At 71.5% G+C, this 24,598-nt stretch carries 22 protein-coding genes and 1 pseudogene; 8 read left to right on the top strand and 15 right to left on the bottom strand.

All coding sequences use genetic code 11. The annotated features are described in order from the left end of the window. Window positions 1-53: 53 nt before the first annotated feature. The 3 genes from RM779_RS05620 (at window position 54) to RM779_RS05610 (ending at window position 3,488) form a co-directional block, all read left to right on the top strand. Window positions 54-1,379, top strand: coding sequence for a glutamine synthetase family protein (locus tag RM779_RS05620; RefSeq protein WP_311616370.1), 1,326 nt, complete (start codon window positions 54-56; stop codon window positions 1,377-1,379). A gap of 8 nt (window positions 1,380-1,387) precedes the next feature. Then, on the top strand, window positions 1,388-2,494 hold the full coding sequence (locus RM779_RS05615) for an amidohydrolase family protein (protein WP_311616368.1): 1,107 nt from the start codon (window positions 1,388-1,390) through the stop codon (window positions 2,492-2,494). A 76-nt stretch (window positions 2,495-2,570) separates the two neighbouring features. Further along, window positions 2,571-3,488, top strand: a complete 918-nt coding sequence (locus RM779_RS05610) for a phosphotransferase family protein (RefSeq protein ID WP_311616366.1) — start codon at window positions 2,571-2,573, stop codon at window positions 3,486-3,488. On the opposite strand, the gene RM779_RS05605 is transcribed toward RM779_RS05610, so the two are convergent. Continuing rightward, window positions 3,485-3,904 carry an ankyrin repeat domain-containing protein gene (locus tag RM779_RS05605; RefSeq protein WP_311616364.1) on the bottom strand — a complete coding sequence of 140 codons (420 nt, stop codon included), beginning with the start codon at window positions 3,902-3,904 and terminating at the stop codon, window positions 3,485-3,487. The genes RM779_RS05610 and RM779_RS05605 overlap by 4 nt on opposite strands. A 55-nt stretch (window positions 3,905-3,959) precedes the next feature. On the opposite strand from RM779_RS05605, the gene RM779_RS05600 reads away from it, so the two are divergent. Continuing rightward, a complete protein-coding gene (locus RM779_RS05600) occupies window positions 3,960-5,210 on the top strand; it encodes a sensor histidine kinase (protein WP_311616362.1) in 1,251 nt (416 codons plus the stop codon). A 143-nt stretch (window positions 5,211-5,353) separates the two neighbouring features. Here the strand turns inward: RM779_RS05600 and RM779_RS05595 are convergent, their stop codons facing one another. The 6 genes from RM779_RS05595 to RM779_RS05570 all read right to left on the bottom strand — a co-directional run bounded on the left by RM779_RS05595 (window position 5,354) and on the right by RM779_RS05570 (window position 12,659). After that, window positions 5,354-6,871 carry an FGGY-family carbohydrate kinase gene (locus RM779_RS05595; RefSeq protein WP_311616360.1) on the bottom strand — a complete coding sequence of 506 codons (1,518 nt, stop codon included), beginning with the start codon at window positions 6,869-6,871 and terminating at the stop codon, window positions 5,354-5,356. Further along, a complete protein-coding gene (locus tag RM779_RS05590) occupies window positions 6,868-8,286 on the bottom strand; it encodes an L-fucose/L-arabinose isomerase family protein (protein ID WP_311616358.1) in 1,419 nt (472 codons plus the stop codon). The genes RM779_RS05595 and RM779_RS05590 overlap by 4 nt, the downstream gene beginning before the upstream one ends. A 35-nt stretch (window positions 8,287-8,321) precedes the next feature. Beyond that, the gene (locus RM779_RS05585) at window positions 8,322-9,155 is read right to left on the bottom strand and encodes a carbohydrate ABC transporter permease (protein WP_311616356.1); all 834 of its coding nucleotides are present in this window, start codon (window positions 9,153-9,155) and stop codon (window positions 8,322-8,324) included. Then, a complete protein-coding gene (locus RM779_RS05580; protein ID WP_311616354.1) occupies window positions 9,145-10,110 on the bottom strand; it encodes a carbohydrate ABC transporter permease in 966 nt (321 codons plus the stop codon). The genes RM779_RS05585 and RM779_RS05580 overlap by 11 nt, the downstream gene beginning before the upstream one ends. Next, a complete protein-coding gene (locus tag RM779_RS05575) occupies window positions 10,107-11,483 on the bottom strand; it encodes an ABC transporter substrate-binding protein (protein WP_311616352.1) in 1,377 nt (458 codons plus the stop codon). The genes RM779_RS05580 and RM779_RS05575 overlap by 4 nt, the downstream gene beginning before the upstream one ends. A gap of 72 nt (window positions 11,484-11,555) precedes the next feature. Further along, on the bottom strand, window positions 11,556-12,659 hold the full coding sequence (locus RM779_RS05570; RefSeq protein ID WP_311616350.1) for a glycoside hydrolase family 172 protein: 1,104 nt from the start codon (window positions 12,657-12,659) through the stop codon (window positions 11,556-11,558). A 220-nt stretch (window positions 12,660-12,879) separates the two neighbouring features. Here RM779_RS05570 and RM779_RS05565 point away from each other — a divergent pair, with 220 nt between their 5' ends. Continuing rightward, the gene (locus RM779_RS05565; protein WP_311616348.1) at window positions 12,880-13,929 is read left to right on the top strand and encodes a LacI family DNA-binding transcriptional regulator; all 1,050 of its coding nucleotides are present in this window, start codon (window positions 12,880-12,882) and stop codon (window positions 13,927-13,929) included. 108 nt (window positions 13,930-14,037) lie between these two features. Here the strand turns inward: RM779_RS05565 and RM779_RS33650 are convergent, their stop codons facing one another. Both RM779_RS33650 and RM779_RS33645 read right to left on the bottom strand, forming a co-directional pair. Further along, window positions 14,038-14,286, bottom strand: coding sequence for a beta family protein (locus RM779_RS33650; RefSeq protein ID WP_394813230.1), 249 nt, complete (start codon window positions 14,284-14,286; stop codon window positions 14,038-14,040). Further along, window positions 14,280-14,816 (bottom strand): annotated as a pseudogene (locus RM779_RS33645) (beta family protein); the annotation flags it as partial. The pseudogene RM779_RS33645 and the gene RM779_RS33650, both read right to left, overlap by 7 nt. 50 nt (window positions 14,817-14,866) lie before the next feature. Here RM779_RS33645 and RM779_RS05560 point away from each other — a divergent pair. Further along, the gene (locus tag RM779_RS05560) at window positions 14,867-15,106 is read left to right on the top strand and encodes a ribbon-helix-helix protein, CopG family (RefSeq protein WP_311616346.1); all 240 of its coding nucleotides are present in this window, start codon (window positions 14,867-14,869) and stop codon (window positions 15,104-15,106) included. Beyond that, complete coding sequence (locus RM779_RS05555; RefSeq protein ID WP_311616344.1) at window positions 15,103-15,537, top strand: PIN domain-containing protein; 435 nt, start codon at window positions 15,103-15,105, stop codon at window positions 15,535-15,537. Before RM779_RS05560 ends, RM779_RS05555 begins: the two co-directional genes overlap by 4 nt. Window positions 15,538-15,619: 82 nt before the next feature. On the opposite strand, the gene RM779_RS05550 is transcribed toward RM779_RS05555, so the two are convergent. Together RM779_RS05550 and RM779_RS05545 are read right to left on the bottom strand one after the other, a co-directional pair. Beyond that, entirely contained in the window at window positions 15,620-15,817 is a 198-nt protein-coding gene (locus RM779_RS05550; protein ID WP_311616342.1) for a DUF397 domain-containing protein, read from the bottom strand. A 155-nt stretch (window positions 15,818-15,972) separates the two neighbouring features. Next, window positions 15,973-16,452 carry a helix-turn-helix domain-containing protein gene (locus RM779_RS05545; RefSeq protein ID WP_311616340.1) on the bottom strand — a complete coding sequence of 160 codons (480 nt, stop codon included), beginning with the start codon at window positions 16,450-16,452 and terminating at the stop codon, window positions 15,973-15,975. A gap of 159 nt (window positions 16,453-16,611) precedes the next feature. Here RM779_RS05545 and RM779_RS05540 point away from each other — a divergent pair, with 159 nt between their 5' ends. Further along, window positions 16,612-17,703 carry a methyltransferase domain-containing protein gene (locus tag RM779_RS05540; protein WP_311616338.1) on the top strand — a complete coding sequence of 364 codons (1,092 nt, stop codon included), beginning with the start codon at window positions 16,612-16,614 and terminating at the stop codon, window positions 17,701-17,703. Between the two features lie 310 nt (window positions 17,704-18,013). Here the strand turns inward: RM779_RS05540 and RM779_RS05535 are convergent, their stop codons facing one another. From RM779_RS05535 to RM779_RS05520, 4 genes are all read right to left on the bottom strand, one after another. Beyond that, window positions 18,014-18,514, bottom strand: coding sequence for a hypothetical protein (locus tag RM779_RS05535; RefSeq protein WP_311616335.1), 501 nt, complete (start codon window positions 18,512-18,514; stop codon window positions 18,014-18,016). A gap of 133 nt (window positions 18,515-18,647) precedes the next feature. After that, complete coding sequence (locus RM779_RS05530; protein ID WP_311616333.1) at window positions 18,648-19,727, bottom strand: pyridoxal phosphate-dependent aminotransferase; 1,080 nt, start codon at window positions 19,725-19,727, stop codon at window positions 18,648-18,650. Between the two features lie 12 nt (window positions 19,728-19,739). After that, window positions 19,740-20,681 (bottom strand): 2-hydroxyacid dehydrogenase, encoded by a 942-nt coding sequence (locus RM779_RS05525; protein ID WP_311616331.1) that lies wholly within the window; start codon window positions 20,679-20,681, stop codon window positions 19,740-19,742. After that, complete coding sequence (locus RM779_RS05520; protein ID WP_311616329.1) at window positions 20,666-24,475, bottom strand: TIR domain-containing protein; 3,810 nt, start codon at window positions 24,473-24,475, stop codon at window positions 20,666-20,668. Before RM779_RS05520 ends, RM779_RS05525 begins: the two co-directional genes overlap by 16 nt. Window positions 24,476-24,598 lie beyond the last annotated feature (123 nt).

Genomic DNA, 24,598 nt, shown 5'->3' with positions numbered 1-24,598 from the left:
ACCGTTGACTAGGCGTATTTGCCCGGACCGGGGGTGCCGGGCAGGCTGCGGGGATGGATTCGACTCAGCAGGCCGTGGCGCGGCTCACCGCGGCCGGCGTTCACGGCGTCGCCCTCACCTGGGTGGACAACGCGGGCATCACCCGCGTCAAGACCGTGCCCCTCGCCCGCCTGGCCCGCGCGGCCGAGGACGGCGTCGGCATGTCCCCCGTCTTCGACGTGTACCTGGTCGACGACTCCATGACGACGAGCCCGCACATCGGCGGCCCCGACGGTGACCTGCGGCTGGTGCCCGACCTCGGCCGGCTGACGGCGCTGGCCGCCCAGCCCGGCTGGGCCTGGGCGCCCGCCGACCGGTTCGAGCAGAGCCGCGCGCCCTACCCGGCCTGCCAGCGGCAGTTCGCCCGCCGCCAGGCGGAACGCGCGCTCGCCGAGCACGGCATCGAGGTCCGGATGGGCTTCGAGACCGAGTGGGTCGTCACACGGGCGGGTGAACCCGCGGGCACCGGGCCCGCCTACGGCATGGCCCGGCTCGTCGAGGTCTCCGCCTACCTCGACGGGATCGTGCACGCCCTGGCCGAACAGGGCGTGCAACTCCTCCAACTGCACCCGGAGTACGCGCCGGGGCAGTACGAGGTGTCCGTCGCGCCCGCCGCGCCCGTCACCGCCGCCGACCTCGCCGTCCTCGTCCGCGAGACGGTGCGCGCGGTCTCCGCGCGGCACGGCCTCGACGCCTCCTTCGCGCCGGTGGTCGACCCCGAAGGGCTCGGCAACGGCCGCCACCTGCACCTCAGCCTGTGGCGGAACGGCAAGAACGCCTGCCGGGACGGCGACGGCCCGTTCGGCATGTCCCGCGTCTGCGAGGCGTTCCTCGCCGGGGTCCTGCACGAGCTGCCCGCGCTGCTCGCCATCGGCGCCCCCTCGCCCGCCGGCTACCTGCGGCTGCGGCCCTCCCGCTGGGCGGGCGCCTACCAGTGCTGGGGCCTGGAGAACCGCGAGGCCGCGCTGCGCTTCGTCACCGGCGCGCCCGACGACATCAGCGGCGCGAACGCCGAGGTCAAGTGCTTCGACGGGGCCGCCAACCCGTACCTGGTGACCGGCGCGGTCATCGCCGCGGGCCTGGCCGGTCTCGCCGCGGGCCGCACCCTGCCGCCGCCCGTCGCCGGCGACCCCGCGCTCGCGCCCGAGGCGGAACGGCCCTCCCGGCTGCCGGACTCGCTGCCCGCGGCGCTCGACCACTTCGAGCGTTCCGCCGTGCTGCGCGAAGCGCTGGGCGAGGAGCTGCACGGCTCGATCCTCGCCGTCCGGCAGGCGGAGGTCACGCTGTTCGCGGCGGCCACCCCGGACGAGATCGCCGCCGCGACCCGCGACCGGTACTGAGCGCCGCCGTGGAACCGCTGCCGCTGGTGGACCAGCACTGCCACGGGGTCCTGCGTGAAGGGCCGGACGAGGCCGCCGCGTTCGAGGCCCTGCTCACCGAGTCCGACGCGCCCCCCGCGCCCGGCACCCGCCACTTCGACACCCAGCTCGGCTTCGCCGTGCGCCGGTGGTGCGCCCCCGTCCTCGGCCTCGAACCGCACTGCGCCCCCGACGACTACCTCGGCCGCAGGCGGCAGTTGGGCGCGCGGGAGGCCACCCGCCGCCTGCTGCGCGCCGCGCGCATCGGCACGTTCCTCGTGGACACCGGGCTGCCGGGCGATCTGACGGACCCGGGCGAGCTGGCCGCCGCCGGGGGCGGAACGGCCCGGGAGATCGTCCGCGTCGAGCGGCTCGCCGAACGGGCCGCGGCCGCCGCGCCCGGCGCGGCGGCGTTCCTGGCGCACCTGGCCGAGGCCATCGCCGCCGCCGCCAAAACGGCCGCCGGGTTCAAGACCGTCGCCGCCTACCGGTACGGCCTCGACCTGGACCCGGCGCCGCCGTCCGCCGCCGAGCTGCGGGACGCGGCGGCCCGGTGGCTCGACTCGCGCCGCACCGACCGGCTGACCGATCCGGTGCTCCTGCGCCACCTCATGTGGTCGGCCGCACGGACCGGCCTGCCGCTCCAGGTGCACACCGGCTTCGGCGACCCGGACCTGCGCCTGCACCGCGCCGACCCGCTGCTGCTCACCGACTTCATCCGCGCCGTGCGGCCGACCGGCTGCCGCGTGGTGCTGCTGCACTGCTACCCGTTCCACCGCAACGCGGGCTACCTCGCCGCCGCCTATCCGCACGTGTACGCCGACGTCGGCCTGTCCCTCGGGCACACCGGGGCCCGCGCCGAGGCGGTGCTCGCCGAGATGCTGGAGCTGACGCCGTTCGGCAAGCTGCTGTTCTCCACCGACGCCTACGGGCTGCCCGAGCTGTACCTGGTGGGCGCCCAGAACTTCCGGCAGGCCGTGGCCCGGTTGTGCGCCCGTTTCACCGGAGAGGGCTCGTGGTCACGGTCCGACGCAGACCGCGTCGCCGCCCTGATCGCCGCGGGCAACGCCCGCCGCCTCTACGGCCCCGGCAACTGAGCCCCGCCGAACGCGGACGCATCACCGAAACGAGCGACACGCCGAACGTCCACGCCGCCGTCGTACCGTGTCATACGTGCCTGAGGAACTGACAGGGCTGACGGAGTTGACGGCGCAGGCGGCGGGCGCGTTCCGCGTGGTCGCCGAACGTTCCGCCCCGGCCGAGTCCCGGTCGGGCGCCGGCGTGCACGCCGTGCGCACAGCCGAAGGCCGCGCCGCCTACCTCAAGGCCACCCCCACCGCACTGGGCCCGCGGGCGCTGGCCGCGGCCCGCCGCGAACTGCGCTTCTACCGGGTTCTCGCGCCGCTCGTCCCGCTGCGCACACCGCGCCTCCTCGACTTCCTCGACACCGCGGCGGGGGTGGCCCTGCTGCTCGCGGCGGCGGGCGAGCCGAAGGCTGCCGCGTCCTGGACCGACGGCATGTGGGCGGGCCTGGGCAGGGACCTGGCCGCCCTGCACCGCACCCCGCTGCCCGCCGGGGACTGGGCCGGGCCCGACCCGCTGCTCGACGCGCTCGACGCCCCCGACCTGGCCGGGATCACCGCCTTCTGGGGCGCCGCGCTGCCCGGCCTGCCCGGCCTGCTCGACGGCCGCGCGGAGCTGCGCGAGCGGATCACCGCGCTCCCGCGGGGCCTGATCCACGGCGACTGCCACGCGGACAACATCCTGTACACCGCGGGCACGCGGACGTATCTCGACTGGCAGGCCGCCGGCGTCGGCCGACCGGTCGCCGACCTGGCGTTCCTCAGCGTGCGTGCGACCCCGTCCGGAACGGTCGTGCCGCGGGCGCTGGCCGACGCCTACCTGACCGCCCGCCCCTGTGACCGCCGCGCCTTCACGCGCGCCCTGGTCGCGGAGGAACTCGGTGTGCTGCTGTTCCTGTGGCCGCCCTTCGCCGCGTTCCACACCCCCGAGGGCATCGCCCGCGTCCATCGCCGGGCCCGCGTGCTCGGCGGGGCTTACGGCGAGGCGGTGGGTGGGCGTGGTGGCTAGGACGGTTCGCCGAACAGGTCGAGTAGCTCGGTCCTGCCGAACATCCGGGCCGTGTCGACCGCGGATGGCTGGCCTGCCGCCGGGTCGGCGCCCGCGCCGAGCAGGGTGCGGACCACGTCCGTCTCGCCCTTGAACACCGCGCCGGCGATCGGGGTCTGGCCCTTGTCGTTCCCCCGGCCCGGGTCCGCGCCGCGTTCCAGCAGTACCCGGACGGTGTCCGCGTGCCCGTGGTACGCCGCGAGCATCAGGAGCGTGTCGCCCTTGTCGTTGCTCAGGTTCGGCGGGACGCCCGCGTCGACGTAGGCGGCGACCGTGGCGGTGTCCCCCTGGCGGGCCAGATCGAAGATCTTCGCCGCGAGCTGAAGCACCTCGGGGTCGTGTGCGGGCTCGTTGCTCTCCGGTGCCGGGCCGGTCATGGGGACGTCCTCCTGAGTAGCGCTGTATCGCACCAGCCTACGTACTCTGGTAGCCATGTTTGCCTCATTCGCGCAGGTGTTCCGGCGGGATCGGGCTGTGCAGCTGGCCGCGCTGATCATGCTCGGCGACATCGGCGTGCTGTTCTTCGTCGCGGAGAGCGGGTGGGGCGCGGCGGTCGGCAGCCGGGTGCTGATTTCCCTCACCTGGCTCTCGCTGGCCCTGCGCCACCGCTGGCCGGTGCCGGTGGCCGCGGCGATCCTGCTGGTCAGCATGGTCTTCTTTCCCCTCTCCGAGGTGGACGGCCTCACGCCGATCGTCTGCTTCGTCATCGCGCTGTACTCGGCCGCGCGGGCCGGGTACATGACGGCCGTGGCGGCCCTGGTGGTCGTCGCCATGCTGTTCATCGGCTACGGCGAGTTCGTCATGGCGACCGACGACGGCCGCCGCGAGGTCAACAACATGGGCATCGCGCTGATGAGCGGCTGGTTCCTGAGCGTGATCGCGTTCGGGCACGCCATGCGGGTCAGGGCGGCGTACCTGCACGAGACGGAGCAGCGGGTGCTCGCGGCCGAGCGCGAACGGGACGTCCGCGCACGGCAGTCGGCCACCGAGGAGCGGCTGCGGATCGCCCGCGAGCTGCACGACGTGCTGGGTCACAGCATTTCCCTGATCAACGTCCAGGCCGCCGCCGCGGTGCACCGCAGCGCCAAGCGGCCGGGACAGACGGAGGAGCTGCTCGGCGCGCTGGAGTTCGTCCGCGAGACCAGCAAGGAGGCGCTGCGCGAGCTGCGCGCGACGCTCGGCGTGCTGCGCGCGGTCGACGAGGGCGTCCCGACCGTTCCCGCGCCCGCCGGGCTCGAACGTATCGGGGAGCTGGCCGACCGCGCCGCCGCGACCGGCCTCGACGTCGCGTTCGAGAGCACCGGCGAGCCGCCGGTCGTGCCGCCGCAGATCTCGCTCGCGGCCTACCGGATCATCCAGGAGTCCCTGACCAACATCACCCGCCACGCGCAGGCCACCAGCGCCGCCATCCGGGTGGCCTTCGCGCCGGGCGAGCTGCGGGTGGAGGTCACGGACGACGGCAGGGGCGCGGACCCGGCCCCGGACGCGCAGGGCAGCGGCATCGCCGGTATGCGCGAACGGGCCAGGGCGCTGGGCGGCGAGCTGACCGCGGCCAATGCCGGTCCCGGCTTCCGCGTCGCCGCCCGCCTCCCGCTGCCCGCCGCCCCGGGCGCTCCGGGCGCTCCGGCTCTGTCCGGCGCGGCGGGGCCGTCGGCCTCGGCGCGGGAGGTGCCGGGGTTCTGACGGGCGTTACGCGGCCGGGGACGTCTTCAGCCCGACCGCGGCCCACATGCCGACCACCGCGTCCGCCGCGTCCGTCACGTCCGGCGCGTCGGTCACGTCGGTCACGTCCGTCACGTCCGTCACGTCCGGCGTGCCGACGCGGGTCAGCTCCGGTCCTGGCTCGGACAGCCGCCCGCGTCGTTCAACTGCCGCGCCGCCAGGGCGTGTGCGGCGTTCCGGGTCGCGGGGTACAGGCCGCGGTAGATCGCGTACAGCTCGTCGTAGACCTCCGCGGTGGCCGGGTCGGGGTGCACGGTCTGCTCCACCGGGTTCCAGGCGGCGATGTCGCCGGGCGCCGCCCGTCCGGTGCCGACCGCGGCGAGGAACGCGTCCCCGTACGCCGCGCCCACCGTGTGCCGCGGCACGTCCTGGGGCTGCCCGGTGACGTCCGAGACGATCTGCGTCCACAGTTCCCTGGCCCCGCCGCCCACCGCGACCTGGCGGCGCACGTCGCCGCCGGCCGCGGCCATCGCCTCCAGGTGGTGCCGCACGCCGAACGCCGTCCCCTCCAGCGCCGCCCGGTACAGGTGCCCGCGCCCGTGCCGCAGCGTGAGGCCGAGAACGAGGCCGCGCGCGTCCGGGTCGAACAGGGGCGTCCGTTCGCCCGCGAAGTACGGCAGCATCACGAGCCCTTCCGCGCCGGGCCCCGTGGCCGCCGCCTCGGTCACCAGCGTTCCGAAGTCCGCGCCGGTCAGCTCGCGCAGCCAGCCGGTGACGGCGCCCGAGGTGGCCATGCCGCCCGCGAGGCAGAACGTGCCGGGGAACGTGCCGCGCGTCGACCACAGGTGCGGTCCCGGCACGGGCGAGGTGACGACGTCGACCAGGAACATGGTGGTGCCGTACATCAGCATCAGGTCGCCCGGCGCGGTGACGCCCGCCGCCGTGGCCTCCGCCCACGCGTCGACCGTGCCCGCGACCACCGGCGTGCCCGCGGGCAGGCCGGTGGCCGCCGCGGCCTCCCGCGTCACCTCGCCGACGACGTCGGCGGGCCAGGCCAGGCGCGGGAACTCGACGCCGGGGGCGATCTCCTCGCACCACTCCTCGATCCAGCCGCCGCCCCGCAGGTCGTACAGCGGGGTGCTCTGGCTGGCGGAGTGGTGGTCGAGCACGTAGGCGCCGGTGAGCCGGTGCACGAGGTATGAACTGGCCATGTGCCAGCGGCGGGTGCGCGCCCACACCGCGGGCTCCGCCTCGCGCACCCACGCCAGTTTGGGCCCGATGGCCTGGCTGGTCAGCGGCGAGCCGCAGCGCCGCAGCACCTCCCGTTCGCCGTAACGGTCCCGCTGGTCCGCGATCTGCCGGCCGGCTCTGGTGTCCACGCCGTAGAGGATCGCGGGCCGCAGCGGCGTGCCGTCCGCGCCGACGGGCAGCAGGCAGGGGCCGATGCCGCTGACGCCGACGGCGGCGACCCGTTCCCCCGCGGGCGCCGCGGCCAGCAACTCCGCGGTCAGGGCGGCGAAGTCGGCCCACCACACCGCCTGCGCGTCGTGCTCGAACCGGCCGGGCGCCGGGGTCGCGGTCGGGTGCTCGCGCGCCGCCTGCGCGACCAGCGCGCCGTCGTCGCGCACCAGTACGCCCTTGGAGCCGGAGGTGCCGATGTCGATACCGAGCAGCAGCGTCATGCCGCGGCGCCGAAGCCGTCGTAACGGATGCCGAGCAGACGGCACACCGCGCGCAGTTCACCGGTGTAGTCGCCGGGAACGGCGTGGATGTGGTTGGAGCCGAAACGGCCGAGGAAGTCCTCGGCCGGGGCGTCGAGGCGGGCGAACGCGTGCGGCCACTCGTAGGTCGAGGCCCGCATCAGCCGTTCGTTCGTCTCCTCGTCGTACGTCTCGAACGCGCCGCGCATCACGTGCATACGGTACGCGCCGTCCTCCCGGGTGAGCCGGGCGAACGTGAGGTCGCCTGGCGCGGCGAGGTGCTGGACGGAGGCGCCGCCGGCCGGGAAGTAGAAGACCTCGGGGTGGAAGTTGACGCGGGAGAGGTTCTCGGCCGGGTCGGCCGAGCGGGCGGCGTACCAGGTGGCGTGCTGGCCGGAGTTGCACAGGTCCCACACGTCCCGGTCGGCGTGGTAGTGCCGCACGTCGGCGAACAGCACGGGGTCGCCGCTCAGCAGCTTCAGCAGCTGCATGGTGAGCGCGCCGTCCATGTCGGCCTCGGTGGCGGTGACGTGGGTCTCCTTGGGGCCCTCCCAGTCGTAGGGGTCGTTCAGGAACGCCTCGGCGACGTCCATGGTGCAGAAGTGGGTGGTCAGTTCTGGCTGGCCCTTGATCCCGGAGAAGTCCAGGTTCCACTCGTCGATCAGCTCGCGCATCGCGTAGTAGCTGCGGATCTGCCGTTCCAGCAGCTCGGGCGTGAGGCGGTCGCCGTCGTAGTGCACGCCGGCGGCGTGGCGTTCGAGCCAGGTACGGGCGGCGGTGACGCGGGCCGGGTCGGCGTTCTCACTGCGGCGGACGATCTCCCACTGGTCGATCTCCTCGACGTCCACGCCGAACTGGCGCATCCACTGGTCGGCGTTGGCCACCGCGGTGTACATGCCCATGGGACGGCCGCCGATGCGCCCGAAGGTGGCGCCGCGCAGCGCGGACACGGCCGCTCCGGCGCGCACGTGGCCGAGGATGCGGTCGCGCACGCCGGGGTCGGCGAGGTCGCCCCAGGCGCGGGCGTGGACGCGGCCGATCTGGTCGAGGCCGCCGCCGCCGGCCAGCATGCCGACCATGCCGGGGAACTGCGGGTCTATGTTGGCGACCAGCAGCAGCGGCCCCGGCGTCGCGTCGGCGGCGAGCATGGTGAAGTGCGGGAACGTCCACACCGAATGGTGGAAGACGGTCACGTCGACGTGCTGGTCGGCGAGCCATCGCGCCTGGCTGGTGGCGAGTTCGCTGCTGCTGACCTGTTCCGGGGCGGTGATCACCTCGTGCCCCGCCGCGCGGAGCACGGCCGCCAGATCGGCGCCGGCGCGGGCGATGTGGTCGGTGACGTCGCGGTGGACGAAGTCACGGCCGTCGGAGATGGAGAGCAGGCCGATGCGTGCCATGGAACGTTTCCTCCCTGGCGGGTGGTACGGGCGGGTTACTTGATCCCTGAGGTCTTGATGGATTCGACGATCTGGCGCTGGAAGGCGAAGAAGAGCGCGAGCATGGGCAGCGCGGCGATGGTGGCCGCGGCCAGGATGTAGTTCCAGTTGGAGTTGTACTCCGTCATGAACGAGGAGATGCCGAGCTGGACGAGGGTGAGGTCGGGGTCGTTGACGGCGACCAGCGGCCAGATGAACGCGTTCCAGTTGGCGAGGAAGAAGAAGACCGCCAGGGCGGAGAGCACCGGCTTGGACATGGGCAGGACGATGTTCCAGTAGACCCGCCAGTGTCCGCAGCCGTCGACGATCGCCGCTTCCTCGATCTCGCGCGGGAAGCCCAGGTAGAACTGGCGCAGCAGGAAGATGCCGAAGGCGTTGAAGATGGCCGGGATGATGAGTCCCGCGTAGCTGTTGAGCAGGTTCAGCTCGCGGGCGACGAGGAAGAGCGGGATCAGCACCACGGGTGCGGTGATCAGCAGCGTGGAGAAGATCAGCGTGAAGACCACCTCGCGCCCCGGGAAGCGCAGCCGGGCGAGCGCGTAGGCGGCCATCGAGTGGAACAGCAGCGCGACGACCGTGATGACGGCGGCGACGAAGAAGCTGTTCCACAGGTACCGGACGAACGGCACCTCGGTGAAGACGTAGACGAAGTTCTGGATCGTGAAGTCGGTGGGCAGCGGGTTGCCGTCGTTGACCGTGGCCCGGGTCTTGAAGGCGGACGTCACCATCCAGAAGACGGGGAAGACTGATACCAGTGAGACGAGGACGGCGAGCGCGGTGAACGCGGTCCGGCTGCTGACGGGCTTCTTGGCTGTGGCCTTAGCGGTCATCGTCGAACCTCCCGCCCCTGGTCGCTGCGAAGATCACGGCGGAGAAGACGAGCATGATCAGCACGAGCACCGAGCCCATCGCCGCGGCGTACCCGTACTCGCCGAAGACGAAAGCCTGTTGGTAGATGTAGAAGATGGCTAGCGAAGTGCCGTTGGCCGGCCCGCCGTTCGTCAGCACGAAGATCAGGTCGAGGCCGCCGGTGATGGCGGCGACGGTGGACATGAGCAGAACGAAGAAGCTGGTGGGCCGCAGCAGCGGCCAGGTGATGGTGCGGAAGGTGGTCCAGCCGCCCGCGCCGTCGATCCGCGCCGCCTCGTAGTACTCGCGGGGGATGTCCTGGAGGCCCGCGAGAAAAATGATCATGTAGTAGCCCATGGACACCCACACCATGACGGCGATGAGCGCGGCCAGGGCGAGCGACGGTTCGCCGAGCCAGGACCTGCCCTCGAAGCCGAGGCTCCGGATGGCGCGGTTCACCACGCCCACCTGCTCGTCGAGCATGAACTTCCACAGCAGGCCGACGACCACCAGGCTGACGACGTACGGCAGGAAGAGGGCCGTGCGGTACACGGACATGCCCGGCAGTTTCTGCTTCACCAGCAGGCCGAGGCCCAGGCTCACGCAGAACAGCACGGGGACGAGGACCACGACGTAGATTCCGGTGATCTTCAGCGAGTCCCAGAACAGCGGATCGTTCATCATCCGCTCGTAGTTGCCAAGACCCACCCACGTGTAGGAGCCGAAGCCGCTGACCTGGTAGAAGGCCAGGACGATGGACAGCACCATCGGCAGGCCCACGAAGATCAGCAGGCCGATCGCGTCGGGCGCGAGGAAGAGTCCGGCGGCGAGCCATTCGCGGTGCTTGCGGCCCAGCCGCCGCCGGCCGGGCGGCGGCGCGGGCGGGGGAGCGGCGGCGGATTCCGGCGTGCGGGCCGGGGCGGTGGTCCTGCTCATATCATGCTCGCCCCCTCGTAACTGCGCGTGTACGCGTCGATGGCGCGCGCGGCGCGTTCGGCCTCGTCGGCGGGGTCGCGGCCGGCGAGCATGGTGCCCTGGATGGCGTCCGAGACCGCCTTGTAGACGACCGGCGGGTAACGCGGCTCGGCCCGGCCGCCGGGCGCGATGTCGTCCCGGAACGCCTTCATCGCCCAGAAGTCATAGCCGCCGCGGGCCGCGCCCAGCTCCAGCGCGGACGCGCGCGGCGCGATGTCGGTCTTGACGTCGGTGCACCACGTGACCATGCGTTCGATGGAGTCCTCCTTCGTCGAGCCCAGCGCCCACACGCAGAACTCGGCGGCCGCCTCGGCGTTGCGGCCCTGGGCGTTCGCGCAGAACGACCAGCCGCCGAGCGCGGTGGTGTACTCGCCGCCCGGCGGCACCGGCAGCTTGAAGATGCCGTAGCGGAAGTCCGGCGCGTAGGCCCCGAAGCTGGCCACCTGCCAGATGCCCTGCTGCCACATCGCCACGTTCCCCGCGGCGAACGCGCTGACCGCGTCGCCCGCGGCGGGCAGCGTGCGCGGCGCGATGCCGGACTCGACGGCCTGCTGCCAGAGCCGGAGCGCCTGGCGGGTCGCGGCGGAGTCGAAGGCCACGCTCCCGTCCGCGGCGAGCACTTCGCCGCCGCCCTGCCACATCCACGGGTACCAGGTGAAGTTCTGGTAGTAGCCGGGCGGCGTGTCGAAGACGAGCCCGGCCCTGGTGCCGGTGCGCAGCTTGTCGCCGGCGTCCAGCATCTCGTCCCAGGTGGTGGGGATATCGCCCTCGGAAAGGCCCGCGGACTCCCAGGCGGCGACGTCGTAGAACATCGCCAGCGGCTCGATCTCCATCGGCAGGGCGTACACCTTGCCGTCGACGGTGCGGCTCTCCAGCGCGGAGCCGTAGTCCGCGATGGCCTCGGCCGCCATGTGCGGGGTGAGGTCGGCGAGCACGCCGCCGTTGTAGTACCGCAGGAAGTCGCCCGGGCTCAGCAGGAAGATGTCGGGCCCGTCACCCGCGGCGAACGCGGACGGCAGCTTGGCCCCGCCGCGGTAGGTGCCCTGCGGCACGAATACCAGCTCGATCTGCACGGAGTGGGTGGCGTTCCACGTGTCGATCAGCTCGACGAACCACTGCGACTGGCGATTGGCCGCGGGGTCGGGCGAGTTGGAGGGCGCGTAGAAGTTCCAGAATTGCAGGGTGTCGCCGCTCGCGCCGGCCGAGCCGCAGCCCGTGAGCAGGGCGGGGGCCGCGGCGAGCCCGGCGGCGGCCCCCGCCGCGCCGGTGAGGAAGCGGCGGCGGGAGGGCGCGGGCGAGGGCGTGGGCGCGACGTCGTTGTCGTCCTGGAGCATGTCCCGTGCTCCTGTCCTTCGTCGGGTGTCGGGGGGCGTCAGGTGTCGTCGGGGCTCGTCCGGTCTCCTCGGTCAGTCCACTTCGAGGGCGAGCAGGTCAGGCGCGGGCGGGCGGGAGGCGGGCTCCTCCGGCGCGTCCAGGTAGAACAGGGCGGTGGACGCGATGTCGTCGCTCGTCGGCCGGTACCGGTGCGGCAGGCCGTTGCCGTGTCCCGGGCCGATGCCCAGGCTCTGCACGGTGACGCGCAGGTCCGCCGCGAAGCGGACGGGGTCGGGGATGTGCCAGCGGTACATCCCGAACCGCTGCTGGCTCGCGTAGAGGCCGTCGGGCCGCAGGATCTGGTTCAGGCCCAGGTAGGGCGTGGTGTAGGCGGTGTAGCCCTGGCCCGGCACGTCGAAGTTCCAGGCGCCGCCGAAATAATCCTCGGTGCCGGTACCGCAGATCGTGGGAAACTCGTCGTCGCCGTCGAGGAAGAACTTCAGCTCGCCCTCGCCCCACCAGCCGGGGCTGTTGACGCCCCACGCGAGGTACGTGCCGACGTAGTGACCCGCGCCGTGGACCCGGTCCAGGATGGTGTGTGTCCGCCCCTCGGGCACCGGATGGCTGCGGCGCCACTGGGCGTGGAACCAGCTCGGTTCCGGCAGGTCGCCGCCGTCTTCCGGCAGTTCGTAATCGATCTGGTAGTAGAGAGTGACCGTTTCGGCCGAAAGGTTCTCCAGGGTGATGCGTGCGGCGCGGCGGAACGGCATCGGCCAGTACGCGTTGAACCCGCCGTTGGGGTTCACGGCCACCGGTACGGACGACACCTGGCTGAAGGCGTTCCACCCGTTGCAGAAGAAGTCGCCGAGCGGCACCTCGACCGCGGGCTCCGCCGCGTCCTCCCAGTACATCCGCAGCAGCGTGCTCCGCCAGGCCCGGTGCGGGGCGGTGGTGCACCACAGGTGCCGGATGGTTCCCGGGCCGCTGATGTCGGCGAGGGTGGCCGTCTCACCGGCCGGGATCTCGATGCTGGGGGACACCTTCCAGCCCTGGCCGAGCAGGCTCGCCGCCCGGGCGCCGGTGCCCTCGGTGGCCATCCCGCCCGCGCCCTTGGCGCCGGTCGGGTTCTCGGCGCTGATGGACCGGGTCACCGCACGGCTGCGGCGCGCCAGGCCGTCGAGTCCGGTGAACGTCATCGGGCCGTCACCTCGCCAGTCTTGGAATCGATTTCACGCATGGCTCTGCACTGCCTTCACCAGGTGAGTCATCAGGGGGGTGCAAGTAGGCCATCCCACCCAGGGTGGCGCATAACTCGCTTGAAATCCTTTTCACGTGAACTTAGGCTCGGCCCCGGAGCGTGTCAAGGGTCACGCAGCGGGCTTCCCCGGATGAGATGCGGAAGGTTTCGGACAGTTCATGGCGACCATCACCGACGTGGCCCGGGCGGCGGGCGTTTCGCCCGCCACCGTCTCGCGCGTCTTCAACGGCGGCCGGGTGACCCCGGAGCGCGCGGAGCGCGTGCGGCGCGCGGCGGCCGATCTCGGCTTCTCGCCCAACCGCGTCGCCCAGTCGCTGCGCAAGCAGCGCGGCAGCGTCATCGGGCTGCTGATCCCGGACATCGAGAACCCGTTCTTCACCGCCCTCGCCCGCGGCGTCGAGGACGCGGCGCAGCAGACCAACCTGTCGGTGGTGCTGTGCAACACGGACGAGGACATCGAGAAGGAACGCCGCTACCTCGGCATCGCGTTGGCCGAGCAGATGGCGGGCGTCATCGTCGCCGCCGCGTCCCGCGACCGCACCGACCTGTCCGCGCTCGCCGCCCGCGGCATGCCGGTCGTCGCGGTGGACCGCCGCCCCAGGAACGCGCCGGTCGACGCCGTTCTGGTGGACAACCAGCACGGCGGCGAGGCCGCCACCGAACACCTGCTGGCCGGCGGCTACCGCCGCATCGCCTGCATCACCGGCCCCGCCGCCACCTCCACCTCGGAGGAACGCCTCGCCGGCTACCGCGACGTGCTGCGCACCGCCCTGCACGACGGCCGCGTGCCCGCACCGCCCACCGGAGACCCGCTGACCGCCTGGGTGCGGCACGCCGACTTCAAGGTGGAGGGCGGCCGGGCGGCCATGGCCGATCTGCTCGCGATGGAGACCCCGCCGGACGCGGTGTTCGTCGCCAACAACCTGATGACCGTGGGCGCCCTGACCGCGCTGCGCGAAGCGGGCCAGACGCCGCCCGGGTTCGGCGTGCTGTCGTTCGGCGACGTGCCGTGGGCCGCGCTGGTGCACCCGAGCCTGACGACCGTGCAGCAACCGTCCTACGACCTCGGCTTCACCGCCGCCACCCTCCTCCAGGAACGCATCGGCGGCACCAACACCCCCTTGCGCACGGTGGTCCTGCGCACCGCCCTGAAAATCCGCGCCAGCACAGCCGGCCCGGCACCCCAGGACCTGGCGGCTTCCCCGTAGTCCCCTTGCCCGGTGCCTGGTGGGGCGGCCTCGGTGGCCGGCCGGGGAGAGGCCGGCCGGCGCCAGCGGCTCGGCCGCGACAGCTCAGGCCCTGCACACCGCAACGCGTTATGGCTGACCCATGGTTCGCAGTGCCTCCGCGGTGACCGCCAGGTGGTGCGAGGTGGCCCAGGCTCGCCATTCCGCTCCGCTGCCCGCCTTCGGCCGCTCTCCGCGCGCACACTTCGCCAGCTCGGCGTCTCCCCACGAAGTGGCCTCCCCACTCGCGGGCCAGTGCTCCGACCGGAGGAGCTCCCGCGCGATGGTGAAGAGGTCGTCGTTCCCGGAAGCGTCTGACGGGCCACGTAGACCTGCCAGTCCTCGCCAACCGTGTACCGGATGTTGGGGATACTGCCGCGACCACGCCGGGGTATGGCCGCGTGGCTGACACCGTAGTCGCCGAAGTGCGGTGGCCTGCCGTCGGTCTCACTCGCCACCTTGCGCCACAAGGCGGCATCCCAGCGATGCACCCGATTGGGAATCCCTCGCATCAGCTTCCGCAGAAAACGAGGAAAAGCCCCTGCCGCCACCACCACATTGCGCCACGCGGCCTTCCGGGCCCAGTACAACGCGTCGAGCATCGGCGGCACCGCGCCAGCCAACGCGGCATCCCCGGAGACGTGGCCTGCGTCCAGCACCAGGTCGACCTGTTCGGGCGCCAAACGCACGTTACGCAAAACACCGCGTACGTGGCGCGACGCCGCTGACAACTGCGGCGGAATATCGAACACATCGACCCGGAGGACCGCTCCCCGGCCGTGCGCGCGCTGGACATCACGGACCTCGGCCAGCGCTCCGAGCGGATCGTCGAGGGTGCCTACCGGCGCATGGGGCGAACGGGGCGAGATCTGGGCATCTGTCTAAAAAGGGCTGGTTATGGCTGAGGTGCCATAACCATATGGCTTTGAAGAAGACGACCGTCATGGTCGACGAGGAGGACCTCGCGCTGATCAAGGAGGCGGCGGCGCGGGAGGGGCGGCCGGAGTCGGAGTATTTCCGGGAGGCGTTCCATCTCGCGGCCCTCCGTACCCGGCGTTGGGGCGAGGAGTGGGACATTCCGCTCCTGGACTTCGGCGGGCCCGTCACGGCCGAGGAGGTCGACCGAGCGGTCTCGGACGGCGTGGCGGACGCCGAGTGATCGTCGTCGGGGACACCTCCGGCCTGGTCGCCGCTCTGAACACCTCCGACCCCGAGCACAAAGCCGCCCGCACCGCGATGCGGGAGGCGGCGCTCACCGTGGTGTCACCGCTGGTGATCCTTGAGATCGAGCACATCACCACACGCAACGTCGACCGCAGGGCCGCGTACACGGTGAACGACTGGCTGCTGGCCCAGGAACGCACGGGGCGCGTGGCCATCCCCGAGTTGTCCGCCGAGACGCTGCGTAGGGCCCGCGTGGTCCAGAACCGCTACGCGGCCCTGCGACTGGACCTGACCGACGCCGTGAACGTCGTCCTGGCCGAGGCGTTCGACACCGAGATCATCCTGACCCTCGACCGCCTGGACTTCAGAGCCGTCACCCCACTCACCGGTAACCACGCCTTCCGGCTACTGCCCGACGGCCTGTAGAGCCACCCGGCCCCGGGCCGGCAGCGTGCCGGAACGGGCGGGGACCGTGGTCGACGAGGGGGCGCGGCCGGCCGCCGCGCGGTCAGGCGAGGGTGGAGATGAACGAGCCCCAGGCGTCCGTGCCGAAGACCAGTACGGGGCCTTCCGGCTGCTTGCTGTCGTGTACGGGGAGGATGCCCGGGACGCCGTCGGTCACCTGGACGCAGTTCTGGTTCTCGGAGCCGCTGTAGGTGGAGGTGCGCCAAACGGCGCCGGAGAAACGGGAGATGTCAGCCCTCATCGTCGTACTCCTTCGCGTAGCCGCGGATCACTTCCGGGGACTGTCCTTGGGCAGCGCCTTCGAGCAGGCCATCTCGAACAGTTGGACGTACTCGACGACCTCCCTCGGCACTCTCGACAAGTCCAACCGCGCTCTGTGCTTCAGTGAGAGGAGTGTCAGGCTGCCGCCGGCATGGGGTGCAGGCCCTCACTGAAAGGAAGCACCTGAATCGCGATGTGTGCCTTATGGGTCATCTGCGTCAGATGCGCGAGTTGGCCGGACATGACCTGCTTGCTGAGGGGCGGGCGCTTCAGTGCCGCTTCGTAGAGCGGCGGTTCCTCACGTTCGAAGATGCGCTGGCGCTTGATCCGCGCAGCAGCCCACGCCTCGATATCGGCGTCGCCGATGAGTGCGTCCTGCGCCATATTGAAGAGGCCGGTGAACAGGCCGCCGGTTCTGAAGTGGCTGTCCAGTTGCTTGACCAGGTTTTCCGTGGCTTCCTGTTCCCCGCGTTCCACGCGGTCGAGGAAGCCGTAGGGGAAGTGGATCTCCTCGCCGAGCGTGCGCAGTGAAAGTCCTGATTCCTCCCGTGCGTACCGCATGAGTTCGCCCAGCATAGTGCTCGGCGTCGCCTCGTCATTCTCGTGCGGTTCCACTCAACGACCCTCCTGCCCCATCCGTGTGTCCGGCCCGGAATGGGGCACTGTGCTCGTGCATGCCCGCCTTCCGGGGCGGTAAGACTAGTGAACAGTCGGCTCGTCGGGGAGGTCGATGACACTTCGAACGAAAGTGTGCGCCGACTTTGAAGGAGTCAGGTGGAGACAGCGGAAACACGTACGCACATCGCGGATGCGCTCATCCGCGTTCCGCGCCATGTCTTCATTCCCGACCGGGCCTGGGCCGTGGGCTCCGGTGCGGGCCGTGGGCAGTGGATCGACCGGAATGCCGATCCCGATGCGTGGTGGACGGCGGTGTATTCGGACAGCGTCGTGTTCACGCAGCTCGATGACGGGGAAACACCGCTGACGCCCGAGAACGCCGCGAAAACGTTCGCGCCGACGTGTTCCGCGTCGAGCCCGATTCTCATCGCGGCATTTCTGCGGCACCTCGGCACCCGGCCGGGGGACCGGGTGCTTGAGGTAGGTACCGGAACGGGGTGGACGGCGGGGCTGCTGTCACATCTCACCGGAAACCAGGAGCGGGTCACGACGATTGAGGTCGATTCCGGTCTTTCGGCCACCGCGGGGGCCAGCCTCCGCAGGGTCGGACTTGCGCCCCGGCTCGTGGTCGGCGACGGGGCAGCAGGATTTCCCGATCGCGCCCCGTTCGACCGCGTGCACGTCACGTGCGGGGTGCGGGACATTCCGCACCCCTGGATTCGGCAGACCCGCCCCGGCGGCGTTATCGTCCTCCCGCACGCGGCGATCACGCGGCTGCTGCGTCTCACGGTCCTTGACGACGGTACGGCCACCGGGCACTTCGGCGATGTGTGTTCCTTCATGCTCATGCGTGCCCAGCGGCAGCCGGTGAGCCGGATTGAGAGAACGTCGCCGCGTATCCGGGGACTGGAGCACGATCCCACGCCGTTGCTGCACGCCGAGCCGGGACTTCAGGTGCTGCTCAGTGACGTGGTCGGCAATATCCCGTTTCTGGCCGGAAATGCGGGGATTCTCAGCTCCGGACCGTCACACGCAACGGTGGAAGACGGACGGGTGACACAAGCAGGGCCGCGCAATCTGTGGGACGAAGCGGAGAAGATCCACCTGGCGTGGAAAGCGCACGGCAGTCCGGGGTTGGACCGTATCGGCTTCACCGTGGCACGGGAACGGCAGTACGTGTGGCTGGACGATCCGGCGACGCCAGTCGCCCGGGCATTCGGCACGGAGAGGAGAAAGCCGCATGAATGAGCGGACCAGGGTGGACCCGGACTGCAATACCTGTGGTGGATCGGGGTGGGTCATGGTGAACTACGACGGCATGCGCCGATCGGAGAAGTGCCCGATCTGCAACGCGTAGTCGGGGCCCGATTCCCGTGGCCGTCGGCATGTCCGCCGGCCGCCGGCCGCCGTGAAGTGGGTGCCGGTCACCGTGTACCGGCCCCGCCAGGGCCCGGCCACCCGTGGCGCGGCCGGCGGGCGGGGCTCACCTCGCGCGTCCGGCGGGGACGGCAGCCCCGGCCCCGCCTCACCGGGGAGGGGGCCCGAGGTCCCCGGTCGTTCACTCGGCGTCGTGGATGAGCCACAGGCGGTCCGTGCTCCACCACGGGTCGACGAGCGTGACCCAGCTGTCCATGTGGTCGGGGTGCGTCAGGCCGATGACCAGGTGGGAGCCGCGCAGCCCGAGTTGGTAGTGGTGTCCGGTCGGCCGGATGTCCCAGACGTTGCGGGCGTCGGAGAGGGGGCCGGTCTCCAGCAGGATGGGGCCCTGGAACCTGATGTTCTCGTACACGGCGGCCTCTTCGGTCTTGCGCAGCGGTTCAACGAACCGGCCGGTGACCGTGTGCCGAATGGTGAAGCCCCCGTCGCCGACGGGCGAGAAGCGGTAGGTGTGGTGGCCGTTCAGCCGGGTGTGATCCTCGCGCAGTGCCTTCAGGTGCTGCCGCTTGTCGGTGAAGGAATCCGGTACCAGCACGCCTCCGGTGTGCGCGCTGACGATCAACTTCTCGCCCTCGGCCAGGCCCTCAGGACTGGTGGGGTCGTTCAGAAACTGCGTGGTCACCGTTCACCTCGGTGTTCGGGTCGGTGTGGAGCCGACGCTGTCGTCGGCATGCGTGCGCGGGAATTCTGCGCCGCCGGCCCCCGGCTGATCCCGCCCGGCGGCCCAGTTCACCCGAACGAGAAGGGCTCGTTTCTCAGGCGCGTGCGTCGGCGCCCTGTGACCAGCCGGGGTGGAGGAGATTGACCCGGACGTGGTCCTGGAAGCCCTGGAGACCGAAGAAGCGCTGGTCCATCACGATGGCGTCCCGCATCGACGCCTCGTCGAGCCGTGCGAAGGTGTAGTAGCCCGCCTCCGGTGGTGCGGCCTCGGAGCGGATGATGCCGCGGCTGATCAGCTCGGTGCGCTGCGTCCTGATGTGCCGCACGAGCAGGTCGTTCGACTCGTCGGAGTCCAGTACGTCCATGATCCGCAGGGCGAAGTGCTCGTTCGCCGTGCCCGTGGCGCCCGTGATGTTGGCGCACGCGTAGCGGACCGGCTCCCGGAACGCGGGCGGCAGCAGCAGATAGGCGAAACGGGTGCCGTGCACGGCGAGGCTCTTCGTCGGGCACACGATGCGGAACGTCAGGTCCTGCTCCAGCCGGGACGTCGGCTCCTCGCGCGAGGAACGGTCCCAGCGGGCGTACTGGAACGTGCCGTCGACGAGCACGAACGAGCCCGTGCGGCGCTGCCACCGGGCGATCCGTTCGAGCTGCCGCTCGTGCACGGTGGTGCCGAAGACCCAGATGGGGTCGCACAGGATGAGCGCCGACTTGGCTTCCGGCAGGTGGAGTTCGGCCGTCTCGTCGTGCAGCAGGTCCGTTCCGGCCCGGTGCATCGGGATGCCCAGGGATCTGGCGAAGTAGTAGCACGAGTAGTAAACGGGGGGCGCGTAGCAGATCTCTTCGACCTCCAGCTCCCGCAGCGCGAGGAAGAAGCCCAGCAGCAGCGGGCTCGAACCGCAGGACACGTAGACGCCGTTCGGCTCGTACACGACGCCGTCGGCCTTGGCGTGGAACCGGGTGATGGCGTCGGTCAGGGCGCCGGAGTCGGAGAGGAAGCTGTAACTCTCCAGCGCCCGCGGACTCCTCGGCACCTCGCGGTCCGCGCCCAGGTAGCGGCCCACGTAGGGGTGGGTGGTCTGCCAGCCCGACAGGAACCGGTCCGCGGCTCCGGTGCGCGAGGTGCCGTCCAGCCAGCGGTGCAGCCGCAGTATTTCCGCCGGAGAGGTGTCCACCGTCAACTCCCGTCAGACGACCCGGTGCGCCGGCCGGCCGGCCAGGGCGCTCTCGATCGTGCCCAGCCAGGTCGCCGCCCGCCGGTGCACCCCCTCGGCCGTGTACCAGCCGCGGGCCGGCGTCAGTACCACGTTCGGCAGGCCCAGGTACGGCTCCGCGGAGCCGATGACGTCGAGGCCGGCCCCCGCGATGCTCCCGTTCTCCAGGGCCGCGGCCAGCGCCTTGGGGTCGATCAGCTCGTCCGAGGAGATGTTGACGACGAAGGCGGACGGCCGCATGAGGGAGAACGTCCGGTGGTTCAGCAGGTGGTGGCTCTCCGCCGTCAGCGGCAGGCAGAGGAAGACGACGTCCGACGTGGCGAGCAGCTCCTCCAGGTCGACCTGCACCGCGCCGGGCACCGTCCTCGGGCTCCGGTTGGCGAACCGGGCCCGCATGCCGAGCCCCTGCGCCATGGCGCAGATCCGCGCGCCGATGTCGCCGGCGCCGACCACTCCCGCGGTCCGGCCCGCCAGCTCAAGGGCCGTGCGCCCCGGCGCCTCGGCGCCGGTCCGCAGCGCGCCGTCGAGGGCCGTGAGGTGACGGTTGGCCGCCAGGTACAGCGCGATGGCGTGCTCGGCGACGGAAGAGCCGGTGTAGCCGGGCGTGTTGCACACGGCGATGCCGTTGGCCTCGCAGTAGGCGGTGTCGACGTAGTCGTAGGCGGTGCCCGTGGTGACGACGAGGCGCAGGTCCGGCAGCTTCGCCAGCTCCGTTCCGCCGAGGTCGCGGTTGGCGGTGACCAGGATCTCGATGCCGTCGCCCGTGAGGTCGTCGCCGTCCGGTCGCCAGACGGGACGCACCAGGGAGTCGAGGCGTGAGAGCAGGTCCCCGGGCACCTCGTCCTGGCTGATCAGCAGCAGAGTGCCCGGTGCCGTCCGGTTGTTGGCGAAGGCGAGGGTCAAGACGGGCCCCATTCCGTGGTAGGCCCGTCTGCGCGGGCGGATTGCGCGATGTCTTCGAGGGTGATGCGCAGCCATACGGCGATGTCGGTGAACGCGGCGTCCGGGTTCGGCCAGGCCGTGACCGGCCTGCCGTCCTGCGGCAGCGCCTGCAAGGTCCCGAACGGGAACGCCCGCCAGTCGCAGGCCCGGAGCACGACCGGGACCACGCGTGCCGTTCCCTCGCCGTGGCGCTCCATGGCCCGGAGCATCTCGATGTCCCGGCAGTAGTCGGAGGCGAGGAAGTCGGCGCTGACGAGCAGCAGGATGATGTCGGCGGACTCCAGACCGTCGTCGATCGCCCCGTTCCACTCGTCGCCCGGCCGGATCTGCCGGTCCGACCACGAGTCGAGCAGCCCGCGCCAGCGCAGCAGGCTCAGGTGTTTCTCCAGCTGCGAGCGCAGCTCGTCGTCGCGGTGCGAGTAGGAGATGAACATCTTGGCGGGCCTGGCGGAGCTGGGCAGGTCCGTCGGCCGGGCCCCGGGCGGGGTGAGGGCGCGGGTCGGCCGCGGGGGCGGGACGGCGGGCCGGCTCGTCGAGGGCGTCTCGACCGCGCCCAGGGCCAGCAGTGTGGTCAGTTCGGCCGCGGTGATGCCCCGGCAGCCCGTGATGTCGAGTCCTTCGAACTGCCGGGCCACCCGCAGCGCGTCCGTCTCGTTCAGCTCGGGGAAGGCGTAGCGGCGGATGGCCTCGTCGACCCCGACCGCGGCGGCGCGCGTACCGTCGGCGCTCCAAGCGGTCGAACGGATCGTCCCGTTGGAGGTGGGCGTCACGCCCAGCAGCCGCGGCCCGTCCGCGGCCCAGGTGCGCAGCCGCCCGTCCCGGCCGGCGCTGAGGAACGTGTTCTCGCCGGGGGCGGCCAGCAGGGAGAGGATCGGTCCTTCGTGGCCGCGCGCCTGCCCGATCGAGGTCCCGGAGTCGAGGTCCCACAGTCGCAGCTGCCCGGAACTGTCCCCGGTCACACAGCGGTTGTCGTCGAGCAGGCACAGGCTGGTGACGTGCCGGTCCACCGTGTCGAGCAGGTCGGACGTGCCGTCGGCGACCTGCCAGAGCCTCGTCTGTCCGTCCTCGCCGACGGAGACCATGCGCTGCCCGTCGGCCGTGTACTGGATGGCGCGCACCCGGGCCTCGTGCCCGGTGAGGGCGTGCGCCCCGCCGCGGCCCTGGATGTCCCAGATCCTGATGACCGCGTCCGCCCCCGCGGCGGCGACGCTGTGGCCGTTCGGCTCGAAGGCGACCGTCCACAGCCAGTTGCGCGACCCGGTCAGCACGGCGGTCAGCCGACGGGTCCGCAGGTCCCACAGGCGGACGTCCCAGTCCTCCCCGGCGGTCGCCAGCAGGGTGCCCGCGGGATGGAACGCGACCGCGCGGACGCCCGCGGTGTGGCCTTGCAGCTCCGTCAGGCACGTGCCGCTCTCCGCGTCCCACACGCGAACGAGCCGGTCGTGCCCGCCGGTGGCGAGCAGGCGGCCGTCAGGTGACGCGGCCACCGCGAGTACCGTTCCTGAGCTGCCGGACAGTACTTCGACGCATTCGGCGTCGGCGGTGTCCCAGAACCGGATCGTGGAGTTGCGCCCCACGGTGGCGAAGTAGTGGCCCTCGCCGTCCGCGGCCACCGGCCACACGGGGCCGTCGAGGCTGGTGATCACCCGCTCGCAGCGGGCGGTCCCGGGCTCGGCGGCACTCCAGACACGGATGGTCTCGTCGTGGCTGCCGGTGATGAGCACCTCGCCAGAGGCGGATCTGGTCGTGGCCAGGGCCCAGACCGACGAGGTGTGGCCGGGCAACTCGGCGACGAGGGCCCGGCTCTCCAGGCTCCACACCCGGATCGTGCCGTCGTCGCAGCCGACGAAGACGTGCCTGCCGTCGAGGGAGAAGCGCAGGGACCTGCCGGCCACCGTCCCGGCACCCGCCAGCGCCACCTCTTCGCCGGTGGCCGTGTCCCAGATGCGCAGGCAGGTGCTGTCGCAGGCCGCGGCGATCAGGGGCGAGGTGGGGGCGCTGTGCAGCTGCCAGACTTCCGCGTCGAGCGCGCACAGCAGGCGCGGCTCCCGCTCGTCCGAGTCCATCGGCCAGGCGAGGACGCGCCGGTCCTCGCCGGCGCTGAACAGCGTCTTCCCGTCGGCGGAGAAGACCACGCTGCGGATCTGCCGGTCGTGTCCCGCGAAGTCGGTGGGCAGGTGGGTCGTGAGGTCCCACACGCGCAGCCGGCCGCGCTCGTCCGTGCAGGCCAGCCGCCGCCCGTCGGGTGAGAAGGCGAGCGTCCTGACCCAGTCGGCCTCCCAGTGCAGGGTGTTCAGCATGGTGCCGTCCGGCACGTTCACCAGGACGACCGAGCCGCCGCTCTGCCCGATGGCCGCGACCTTCCCCTCGGGCGAGAAGTCCAGCGCGAAGACGTAGTGGTAGACCCCGGGGAAGCGGCAGCCGGAGAATTCCGTGAAGCGCGCGCTGGCGTCCGAGAGCCGGAAGCCCGACAGGTCGAGGCGGTGCAGGACCAGCTCGGACAGGTCGAGTCCCGACAGGTCGCTGGTGCACGCCTGGTGGACGGACAGCGCGTTCGCGGCCAGATACGTGCCGTAGAACGGGCGGCCGACCCGGGAGGCGTCCAGCAGCGACAGGATGTGCGGGGTGACCTGGGAGTCGGAGCCGAGGCGGTCCCGGAGCATGTCCATCATCGGCTGGGTGAGGAAACGGCGCTGTGCCTCGCGCACATGCTCCGGCGCCCCGGCGTCCACCAGGGCGAAGTGGGGCAGGACGTCGGGCCGGCGGGAGTGGATCTCGTCGACGCAGTCCGCGTTCAGCCGCGCGGTCACGAACTCCTGGATCATGTACTGGAGTCCGAAGCTTCCGTCGCTCTCCTGAATGAGCGACCGGCGCCGCAGGCGTTGCAGCAGGGTCGCCGTCGACTCCTCGCCGAAGCGTGCCTCCGCGGAGATCTCGCGGGCCGTCAGGGGCCTGCGGGCGGCGGCGAGCTGGAAGAGGACCAGGCGTTCGACGCGCGTCAGCCGTTCGAAGTGCTGGTGGAAGAGCCCGCGCAGCTCGCCGAACACGTACTCGCCGGATTCGACGAATCTGGCGATGTTGCCGTCGTGTATATCGAGAATGAGGTCGGAGGCGAGCTGAATCGCCAACGGGTTGCCGTCGTATTTGCTGACGAGGTCCCCGCGCAGCCGCACGTCCCCGCGCAGCCCGCGGCGGGCGAGGAGGGTCCTGGCGGGGGCCTTCGGCAGTCCCTGGAGGTGCAGGGACCGCACGGTCGTATTCGTCTCGCGAAGAAACGACGGGTTTTCTCGCGAGGTGATCAGAATTGTCGAGCGGTGCGGCTCGGAGGCGAGATAGCGCAGGAGCGTGCCGTACTCCTCGTACTCCGGGCGGAATTCACTGGAGAAACGCTCCGAGTCGAGCAGCACCTCAAGGTTGTCGAAGACGATGAAGCAGGCTTCGTCCGTCAGGCAGGCGCCGAGCTGCTCGGTGGGTGTGCCCGCCGCCTGCGCGTCGCGGTCGGGAAAAAGGGAGAGGATGCCGTGCAGTAACTCGGCGACGGGCGGCGCGTTGGTCAGGGAGACCCAGATGGTGCGCCGGTGGGATTTGGTGCCCACGTGCGCGATCTGGTGGGCCAGCGCGCTCTTTCCCACGCCGCCGAGTCCGTATACGGTGCACACCCGGCAGCCTGATTCGATGAAGCCGAGGAGCTTGCCGACTTCGCGTGTCCGGTCGACAAAGTCGTCGGGTGGTGCGTGATAGGTGCTGAACAGGTATGAGACGGACATGGCTCCTTCATTCAGCTGGCCCCCGTGCGGGGCGCGTGCACCACGGCACCCCGCTGCCGCGCGGCAGCGGCGGCGAAGGCGATTGTAGCGGTCCTGCTGGCGGTCCCAGAGCGCTGATTCCGG

This window comes from Streptomyces johnsoniae (assembly GCF_031845565.1).
Lineage (GTDB): Bacteria > Actinomycetota > Actinomycetes > Streptomycetales > Streptomycetaceae > Streptomyces > Streptomyces johnsoniae.
This window is presented reverse-complemented; position numbering and strand designations above follow the sequence as displayed.